Source organism: Candidatus Manganitrophaceae bacterium, from assembly GCA_012960925.1.
Classification (GTDB): Bacteria; Nitrospirota; Nitrospiria; order SBBL01; family JAADHI01; genus DUAG01.
Genome location: DUAG01000055.1, coordinates 69,578 through 78,541, shown reverse-complemented (window position 1 = coordinate 78,541; position 8,964 = coordinate 69,578). Strand labels below are relative to the sequence as shown.

Below are 8,964 nucleotides of genomic sequence, written 5' to 3'. Positions count from 1 at the left end.
AGAAACACTGCTGATCCTACCGCAGCTTGCCTCTCTTTCCAACTACCAAAGTTGCACTTACTTGTTGAATTCACGTAATGTGATCCTTTCCAATAGATCTTTCGACAATCTTCGCAACGGTAAAACTGATCGTAATATAATATCGTCTTGGGCTCTAACTGGTCGATAATTTCACTTTTTTGAACTGCCCCGATTTTGCCATTACACTCGGCACATCGACGAAAGGAATTCACTTGTGCGTAAAGATCAAAATTCTTGAGCACCTCCTTGAGTTGTTGCTTCGGGTCTGTTGAGCGGAGACAGTACACGTGCGTGATCTCTTTTCGGAATAAGAGTCGCCGGTCTCGGGTTAAAATGATGCGGGTTTTATCTACGGAAATACGGACGATATCCGGATCGGCATAATCGTTCCTGTACGCGACATCAAACCCCAACAGGCGGAGTAATCTCGCCAACTTACCAAGATGCACATCAAGAATAAAGGTCGATTTTCGCGAGGGTCTGCCTCGAAGTTTTACAATCGGTGAGATATCGAGGGTTTTGAAAAAGGGATAGACGGATACCCGGTCACCATGTCGTAAGTAATAGTTGAAACCGACCGATTTTCCGTTAACAAGAATCAGATCGACCTCCGTATGGGGGATGCCGATCGCTTCTATCGGATCTTTGATGGCCGGTTTTTCATGGAAGCGGTAGGGAAGGTCTGTTTTCCTTTTTTCAGGAGGAAGGAAATCGTTCAGTTCTTCGTAAAACCGAAATAGCGCTTTTTTCTCGCCCATGCCTTTACCCCGTTCACCTGAATAGGTCCTATTGGTATATTACACCATGGGAGCGCTCCAGTAATAAAGGAACTCTGCCCTGACTATCCAATTAGGGATGCTCGGTTAACATCTGTCTGTTCAACACGTTCTTGTTCATGAAATCGTATCATGGTATCTTGCCATATTCCCATCTCCTTCATTGGAAAAGATCCCTTATGAAAAAATATGATGTGATTATTGTCGGAGCGGGTCCGGCGGGGGGTGTCTGTGCACGTGAGCTCTCGGCGACGGGCAGGAAAGTCTTACTGGTCGAGAAAGCGAAGGACTTTTTTGCCAATGATTTCTCGAGCGGCGGCTCGACGTTGGAGACCTTGAAAACATTTGATCTCCCGGAATCTGTCGTAGGGGCTTTCTGTAAACAGGTCAGGATCTCCTCTTCCGAGGAGTCGCATCTCTGGCGGTCGGCCGACCCGATCGCCATCGTATTCGACTTCCGAAAACTTCGTACATTTCTAGCAGATGAAACAAGCAACAATGGAAGCGACCTTTTATTTGCAAGCTCCTATCAGGGCTATGAGACCCAGGATGGCATCATCCTTGTTTCTTTTAAAAAATCGGGCACCCGGACCATCGAACAGTTTCAGACAAAAGTCCTGGTCGATGCCACGGGTTCGGAACGGAAGGTTTTATCGCACGGCGCACCGCGTCATCAAAATGCCATTGTCGGCACCGGCATAGAATTCCTTGTTGAAGTCCCGGAAGAGGTTTATCGGTCCCATGCTGAATGCCTTTCTTTTTTCATCGGACAAAGGTGGATGCCCCAGGGATACGCCTGGATCTTTCCGATGGAAGCAAATCGCCTGAAGGTCGGCGTCGGTCGGAATTATCCAAATGAGCAGGTTGTGCCGCATCAAAAATCATTTCGTTTTTATCTCGACCGGTTGATGTCGGCCTGCCTTCAAACCGACGCCATCACGATCCTCGATCAACACGGAAAAACCCTCTCCTATACCTCCCATCAACGCGACCGTTATTTCGATAAAAATATCATTGCCATCGGGGATGCGGTTTCTACCGTTAACCCCTTGACTTTCGAGGGGATACGTCATGCCATGATGAGCGGCCGGGTCGCGGCCCTTCATGTGAACAATTTACTTGATAACAAGATCGTCAATTTTCAGGGATACAAAGTAGCAATGCGCCGCATGAGCGGATTCAAATGGATCGTTTCCGAACAACTCACGCAAAATATCTACCGGGAAGCGGATGATCAAAAGGTGAACCTGATGTTGGGAGCCTTAAAGTCCTTTACAATGGAAACCCTGCTTGATCTTGTTTTCTACTATCGCTTGAAAAGCGCGGTTAAATTTTACGCCGCCTACACCGGACTTCGACTCAAGGCCGCTCTCACGAGGTCCGGTTGAGAAAGGCTTGAGATGCGGATCAAGCTGTTTCATCCAGACTTCAGGGCGGTTTTATTCCTTGTTGCCGTCCGCCAATTCTTTCTTTGGAGATTCCAGAGGAAGTGGCAGGGATGGGATGATATGGAGATCGCGTTGCGGGAAAGGAATCTCTATATTATTTTCACGGAATTTTCGAACGATTGCACAATTAATATCGGAGCGCACCAAGCGATTCCGTTTGGGATCATTAATCCACACGCGGAGACTCATGTTCCAGGATGAATCCGCAAATTCTTCAAGCAGGACCTCTGGCGGCGGCTTACGTAATACTTCTGAACGCTCCTCGGCAACCTCCTTCAGCGACCGCAATACCGTATCCAGGTCAGAACTGTAGGAGACACCCACGGGTATATCAAGACGAACCTTCGGATCGCTATGAGACCAATTCACAACGGTGCCCGAGATAAACTCTGAATTTGGAACAATAATCGATATATTTCTTAAAGATCGAATAGTCGTTGAACGAATATTAATCTCGGTGACGTCTCCTTCCGTGTCGCCGACCGTGACCCGGTCCCCCACTCTGATATGGCGCTCGAACAACAAAATCAGGCCTGATATGAAATTAGAGGTGATATTCTGCAAGCCAAAACCGATCCCAACGGAAAGAAAGCCGAAAATGACAAGCAGCCCACTGAGATCAATGCCGATCACTTGAAAGGCAACAATAACACCAATGAATAAAACGAAGTATTGAACAATACGGGACAGTGAATAGCGTGTGCCCCTTTCTATCCTCAAGCGCGCAAAAAATTTCGTCATTAAAATATTTCGTAATATCCTGGCAGAAAAAGTGAATATGGCAGTCACCATGCCAAAGGTGATCAAAGAACGGGTGGTGACATTCGTTTCCCCAACCTTGAATATTGTGAAATCTAAAATACCTTTGATGATCGCTATCACTTCAAGAAACGTCATTTACTCTCCTTGAATACGCGCCCCATCCCGGAATGGGGCATCAGAATTATTTCCAATTCTGGAAATCCGATCCTGTAGGATTTTGGAAAACCCTTAGGTCAAACTTCGGGAGTGCCGCTAACACATGGTCAAAAATATCAGCTTGAATAGCCTCGTAGTTCGCCCAGACCTGATCATTACTAAAAACGTATATTTCAATGGGCAGACCATGTTCCGTCGGCGCCAAATGCCGCACTAAAAAAGTCATATCCTTATGGATTTTGGGGTGATTGCGTAAGTAATTTACAATGTAGGCACGAAAGGTTCCAACATTTGTTAAACGTCGGCCATTGATCAAGGCGCTGACATCCACGTTTTCTTCTTTATTGAAGGCCTCTATGTCTGAAGTTTTTTCTTTGAGATAGGTTTTTAATACCTCCACATTTTCAAGTTTCTTTAAAAGCGCCTCGTCAATAAACTTGATGGAATTCATATCAACACAGATAGAACGCTTAATTCTCCGGCCTTCCGATTCCGACATCCCTTTCCAGTTTTTAAACGAATCGTTGATCAAGGCCTGCATCGGAATCGTCGTGATTGTTTTATCCCAGTTTTGTACCATGATCGTTGTTAAGGTCATGTCGATAATGTCACCATCGGCACCATACTTTGGCATTTCAATCCAATCGCCTCGCGCCACCATATTATTAGAGGTCAATTGGATACCCGCGACCAGGCCGAGAATCATGTCCTTGAAAATCAACAAAATAACCGCAGTTAAACCGCCAAAAATACTTAAAAAGCCCCAGGGAGATTTATTCATTAGGGTAGAGATGACAAACAAGGCCGTTAAAAAATACACAAGGGTCTTGACGGCCTGAAGATAGCCTTTAATCGGTTTTTTACGGGAAACCTCAAAGCGTTGATAGATGATTAATACGGAATTTAACACCGCATTTATGACCCAACACCCCACCAGAATCATATAAGCATTTGCCACACGCTTAATTACATCAATCACCCCCTCGGAGGCTTGAAACCAGATCGGCGCTAAAAAGTAAATTAAAAAAGCTGGAGCAAATTGCGAGACATTCTTGAAGACGTTCTGATCAAGAAAAATATCATCCCAATCATTTTTTGTTTTTCGCGTGATGGTTTTCACCAAGCGCATTACAAATTTCTTTGCAGAAATATTCACGACCCAACACAAAATCAACAATGCGATGATCTTAATTACGATAATAGTCGTTCCTATATATTGATCCGGGACCCCTCCCTGACTCAGCCAAGCTTGTAACATATCCACTCCCTTTTATAATGTTGGACCAAGTTTACTCACACATATAAACCCGCACAATATCCCGATGACCAGGCCCATTGAAAATTGTATCCGCCCAGCCAGCCGGTAACATCCAGGACCTCTCCTATAAGATAAAGGCCGGGGACCTTTGTGGCCTCAAAGCTTTTTGAAGAGAGTCCTCGGGTATCTATTCCGCCGGAAGTCACCTCTGCGATTCGATAGCCCCCCGTTCCGGAGGGGATCAGTGTCCACTGATGGAAATGCCGGGCAATAGATATAATTTCTTGTTGATTGTATTGATTGACGGCCTTGTTGTCAGCAACAAAAGTAAGCCATCGTTGTGCGAGCCGTTTACTGAGGTGTTCTGCCAACAGGGTCTTAAGCATTGCTGCCGGGCGGCACTTTTTCCAGACTTCCATTGCCTTCACCAGATTAAGCTGAGGCAGCAGGTTGATTGTGATTTTATCTCCTGGATACCAGTAATTTGAAATTTGGAGAATCGCGGGACCACTCAATCCTTTGTGGGTAATCAGCATCGCCTCGTCAAAGACCTTCCCATTGCAAGACACAGAAACCTCTGCGGAAATCCCTGAAAGTCCTTCCAGTTTTTTTGCATTATTCCGATCCAAAGTGATGGAAACCAAGGCGGGCCGAGAGGGTAAAACATTCAGCCCAAACTGCAAGGCACACTTGTACCCAAAATCACTTGCCCCGATTTTAACATAAGATAAGCCCCCGGTCGCAATTACAAGGGATGTGCAGCAAAGTTCGCCGATCGAAGTCTTGAGCTTGAATAAATTTTGTCTCTCAATTTTTTCCACCCGACAGTTTGTTTTTATTTCAACCTGTCCGGCTCGGCATTCCTCTAATAACATATTTAATATTTCTCTGGATCGGCTGGTGCAGAAGAGTTGCCCCAAGGTTTTTTCATGGTAGCGGATTTTATGCCCTTCAACCAAGGCGACAAAATCTTCCGGTCCGAAACGGCTGAGGGCAGATTTACAAAAATGAGGATTATGAGAAATAAAATGTTCCGCTTCGACGCTCCGATTCGTGAAATTACACCGTCCCCCGCCGGAGATCAGAATTTTTTTTCCGACGGAAGAGGCATGCTCTAGCAGCAGGACGGATCTTCCACGTTGTCCCGCAGTAAGCGCGCACATCAGTCCAGCCGCACCCGCGCCGATGATGATGACATCTTGTTGGTTTGTAAGAGACATTCAGGCGATGTATAGAAAGGAGGTCACTCTGCAATCCTCGCTCATAGACACATACGTTTTGATTCTGTGTTCCTCGTGCCTAGCTCTGTAGAATGGGTCTCGCGAAGCCAAATAGTGGCCTGCAGACGTTACGATTGACTCTCTAATCTCCCGGGTACCTGCGACGGATCAATTGAATCACTTCGTCGAGCTGCTGAAGAAAACGGGATCGGTCACGCTTCTGTAGTGGTGCCGGCCCACCCATTATCTCTCCTGCGCCACGAAGTTCTGACAACAACTCCCGCGTCGCAAGAGCATCACCGATATTATTTTCCGTGAATGGCTTTCCAGTTGTTCCAATGACATATGCGCCCTTCTCCAGGCATCGGCTGGCAAGTGGAATATCCGCCGTAATGACAATGTCGTGAGCTTGTACTTGCTCTGCAATCCAATCATCGGCCTCATCGAGACGTGTCCCGACCACTTTAAGTACAAGCCCTGTGCGATCAGGGATGCGCATCCAGGAGTTGGCCACCAATGTGACCGCCAAACGATAGCGGTTTGCAACACGATATACTTCCTGTTTGACCGGGCATGCATCTGCATCAATAAAAATTTTCAGCAAAATAGACTCCTGGAACATACGGCAGTTTGATAATAGCCAATTCGACTCTTGATTTCCAGCATCTATGTAAAGAGCATTTTGGAGATGACTCTGATACCCATCACGATAAAACACCATGAAGCGCCGTTTAAGAACCCCCGAATAAGTCATGAATTAGTTTTCATGGCACTTATGTCCCGGTTCTTCGTTGCAAATCTGGAAAATAGCAGGCTATTCTCAGAGATTCGCACCTTAAATCGGAGGTTCCTTAATTGATCTTTACTCTTTAAAACGTTACTCTAATCTGAGAAACGAGACCACCTTTTTCGCCGATCTGGAGATTCTATGGAAGATGATAAAAAAGACCTCCATTCTATATTTTCAAATCAAGATCCTGATTCCGGAGGCTATGGTGAGCGGGAAGAAGACCATGCGAAGCCAACAAAACCCAGAACAAGTGCCGCGTCAAAAACGAAAAAGAAGAAAAAAAATAAATCCGCCAAACTTTCTCGGAAAAAGAGTAGGAAATAAATGAACCTCTGATTAAGTCTGGGTTGAGCTTTTCAGGAGATAAAATGTTGTGATTTAAGTCGGAAACCGAGGAGAACAGCCAGCTAATTTCAAGATTTGAAATGCAGAAACAGGACCTTTTGGCCTAGAAAAATAATTCATGACTTATTCAGAGCTTCCTAAAACCCCCACTTAAGATCGAGACTCGAATCACCAAATCGCTACGCACTTAGGCCAGGTCCCCTTATTGGGTTTTTGTGAATGACCCTTCTTTCTAAACCCCTTTCTGGGAATAATCATACTTGAATTAGAATCTTTATACCCCATTATTTTTGTTGAGATCCCTAATTCTACGATTGCGTATTTAGAAACCTTCAAGTCGCCTAAAATTTCTGCGTTATCGGACACCTGACTCCCACCGTACAGGTGAGTACGCCTCGCTCGCCCTTATGGCCTCTGGCCTTGGTTTTCAGGCAACTTGACGGTTTTTCCCAAGATCCAATCGCAGATCTTTGGTGAGATTTGCTTTCTTGACACTGGCCTTGAATGAGAGGAGAATGGATTGGTTGCGGATTTATGAAGATTTTAACATAAGGAAGAAAAGATATGGCAGAACAAGTTGAGGTGGGGGCAGAAATTGTTTCATGGTGTACAAAATGTAAATTGATATTGGATCACACCCTTGTTGCTTTGGTAGATGGATTGCCCAAGAAAGTGAAGTGCAAAACCTGCAAAGGGCACCACAATTACCGAGATAAAGCGCCGGCTCCAAAGGCACCAGGCAAAGGGAGAAGGCCAAAACAAACAGACTATGAAGCTGCAATGTTAAAGCTAGGGGATTCCTACGATTTCTCCTCTGCCAAGAAATATAGTATGCAGGGGAAGTTTAAAGTAGATCAAGTCATAGAACATGCCAGTTTTGGGATCGGCTTTATCGTATCAACATTCGATCATAAAATTGAAGCCCTATTTGAGGGCGGACCGAAACGACTCGTCCAAAACAGGTAAGGATCTGCAAGCCAATGCATCTTTAAATCTGCCATTTAGTCCTTGGCCGGAAATTATTTTGTTAAACCGGAGGCATCTGCTTTTTGAAAGACCCTCTCCCAATTTCCAGGGGGTTCATTAAAAAGCACCTTTTCGCAAACTTATTTATCTATAGACAATATAAGTCTTGTTATGGTATGAATCTACAGGTCCATCGTACGAAAGTGAGCAGAAGAAGTAAGATGCTGTAGCCCTTTCCATCTGGCTGCATTTTTTTTTGTTAATTTAAAGCGCTTTGGACATTTCATCAGCAAATTGCTGATAACATCACAGGAGAAATAAACAGTGAGTACAGGAACAGTCAAATGGTTTAACGGAAGTAAAGGTTTTGGATTTATCACCCCTGAGAGCGGGGACGATCTTTTCGTCCACTTTTCCGCCATCGCCGGTGACGGCTACAAATCTCTGGATGAAGGGGATGAGGTCGAATTCGAGATCACCGAAGGCCAGAAAGGTCCGCAAGCCAGCAATGTCACTAAAGTTTCCTAACAAAGGAATTTTAGTCTAAAAAAGCCTCGCCGGATAATAATTCCGACGGGGCTTTTTTTACAAGTCCTAATGTGCAATTTAAGGAACCTGGTCATTATTCTTTATATTTCTGAAGAGACTATCTACCTCCGCGTCACTCTCAAAGCGTTCTTCCTTAGCCCCCACACCTCCCTCTTTCACACGCTTGACCTTTAAGGCCTCCTGTACTTCGAGGAACTGATTGATCGCCTGATTAACCAGGTAGTTGCGAGATCTGTCCATCTGCTCTGCAAGCAAGTCCAGTTGTTTGACCTTGTTGCTATCTACCCGAATACTAAACGCCTCTTTAGCCATTTAAATCCACCCCTACAATTCATATCGAACCGAACCATATGCATATAGATAGGTTCACATTGGTTTCAACCCAACCATAACATACTACCTACCCAAATAGAATAAAAAGATGAAGGAAAATCAGGTGTGCTTAAGGTTCCGAGCGGGCGAGGAAGAGATTCGCCTTCCTGAGGTTTATAGAAGTCGAACATTGGCTGAAAGGAATCTTTGCCGCGAACAAAAGTCTCCACCAGGAGAACAATTTAAATTGAAGTTGGAGAAATCGCCTTCCAGGTGATCATTCCCTGGTCAAGGTCGGGAGAATCTGCGTTGGCGTTTTCGTGGTGATTGGATGCGTGATATCTCCGCAGCTCAATAATCC

General features: G+C 45.1%; 10 protein-coding genes. 4 read left to right on the top strand and 6 right to left on the bottom strand.

The annotated features are described in order from the left end of the window. Positions 1–779 (bottom strand): twitching motility protein PilT (locus EYQ01_09135; GenBank protein ID HIE65951.1); only part of this gene is annotated, 779 nt, incomplete at its 3' end. A 137-nt stretch (positions 780–916) separates the two neighbouring features. On the opposite strand from EYQ01_09135, the gene EYQ01_09130 reads away from it, so the two are divergent. Then, positions 917–2,185: an NAD(P)/FAD-dependent oxidoreductase gene (locus EYQ01_09130; GenBank protein ID HIE65950.1), complete on the top strand. Its 1,269-nt coding sequence runs from the start codon at positions 917–919 to the stop codon at positions 2,183–2,185. 51 nt (positions 2,186–2,236) lie between these two features. On the opposite strand, the gene EYQ01_09125 is transcribed toward EYQ01_09130, so the two are convergent. The 4 genes from EYQ01_09125 to EYQ01_09110 all read right to left on the bottom strand — a co-directional run bounded on the left by EYQ01_09125 (position 2,237) and on the right by EYQ01_09110 (position 6,263). Continuing rightward, positions 2,237–3,142, bottom strand: a complete 906-nt coding sequence (locus EYQ01_09125; GenBank protein HIE65949.1) for a mechanosensitive ion channel family protein — start codon at positions 3,140–3,142, stop codon at positions 2,237–2,239. A 46-nt stretch (positions 3,143–3,188) separates the two neighbouring features. Continuing rightward, positions 3,189–4,421, bottom strand: coding sequence for a mechanosensitive ion channel family protein (locus EYQ01_09120; GenBank protein ID HIE65948.1), 1,233 nt, complete (start codon positions 4,419–4,421; stop codon positions 3,189–3,191). A 35-nt stretch (positions 4,422–4,456) separates the two neighbouring features. Beyond that, a complete protein-coding gene (locus EYQ01_09115) occupies positions 4,457–5,641 on the bottom strand; it encodes an NAD(P)/FAD-dependent oxidoreductase (GenBank protein HIE65947.1) in 1,185 nt (394 codons plus the stop codon). A 142-nt stretch (positions 5,642–5,783) separates the two neighbouring features. Beyond that, entirely contained in the window at positions 5,784–6,263 is a 480-nt protein-coding gene (locus tag EYQ01_09110; protein HIE65946.1) for a YaiI/YqxD family protein, read from the bottom strand. Between the two features lie 306 nt (positions 6,264–6,569). Here EYQ01_09110 and EYQ01_09105 point away from each other — a divergent pair, with 306 nt between their 5' ends. The 3 genes from EYQ01_09105 to EYQ01_09095 all read left to right on the top strand — a co-directional run bounded on the left by EYQ01_09105 (position 6,570) and on the right by EYQ01_09095 (position 8,270). After that, positions 6,570–6,755, top strand: a complete 186-nt coding sequence (locus EYQ01_09105; GenBank protein ID HIE65945.1) for a hypothetical protein — start codon at positions 6,570–6,572, stop codon at positions 6,753–6,755. Positions 6,756–7,340: 585 nt separating this feature from the next. Next, entirely contained in the window at positions 7,341–7,742 is a 402-nt protein-coding gene (locus tag EYQ01_09100; GenBank protein ID HIE65944.1) for a hypothetical protein, read from the top strand. A gap of 324 nt (positions 7,743–8,066) precedes the next feature. Next, entirely contained in the window at positions 8,067–8,270 is a 204-nt protein-coding gene (locus EYQ01_09095) for a cold shock domain-containing protein (GenBank protein HIE65943.1), read from the top strand. 78 nt (positions 8,271–8,348) lie between these two features. Here EYQ01_09095 and EYQ01_09090 read toward each other — a convergent pair whose 3' ends face one another. Beyond that, positions 8,349–8,603, bottom strand: a complete 255-nt coding sequence (locus EYQ01_09090; GenBank protein HIE65942.1) for a ribbon-helix-helix protein, CopG family — start codon at positions 8,601–8,603, stop codon at positions 8,349–8,351. Positions 8,604–8,964: the final 361 nt, after the last annotated feature.

Excerpts from the sequence above, each read along its gene's own strand:
- EYQ01_09120 (HIE65948.1), bottom strand. The coding sequence starts at position 4,421 with ATGTTACAAGCTTGGCTGAGTCAGGGAGGGGTCCCGGATCAATATATA.
- EYQ01_09100 (HIE65944.1), top strand. The coding sequence starts at position 7,341 with ATGGCAGAACAAGTTGAGGTGGGGGCAGAAATTGTTTCATGGTGTACA.
- EYQ01_09090 (HIE65942.1), bottom strand. The coding sequence starts at position 8,603 with ATGGCTAAAGAGGCGTTTAGTATTCGGGTAGATAGCAACAAGGTCAAA.
- EYQ01_09125 (HIE65949.1), bottom strand. The coding sequence starts at position 3,142 with ATGACGTTTCTTGAAGTGATAGCGATCATCAAAGGTATTTTAGATTTC.
- EYQ01_09115 (HIE65947.1), bottom strand. The coding sequence starts at position 5,641 with ATGTCTCTTACAAACCAACAAGATGTCATCATCATCGGCGCGGGTGCG.
- EYQ01_09130 (HIE65950.1), top strand. The coding sequence starts at position 917 with ATGAAATCGTATCATGGTATCTTGCCATATTCCCATCTCCTTCATTGG.
- EYQ01_09110 (HIE65946.1), bottom strand. The coding sequence starts at position 6,263 with ATGTTCCAGGAGTCTATTTTGCTGAAAATTTTTATTGATGCAGATGCA.
- EYQ01_09105 (HIE65945.1), top strand. The coding sequence starts at position 6,570 with ATGGAAGATGATAAAAAAGACCTCCATTCTATATTTTCAAATCAAGAT.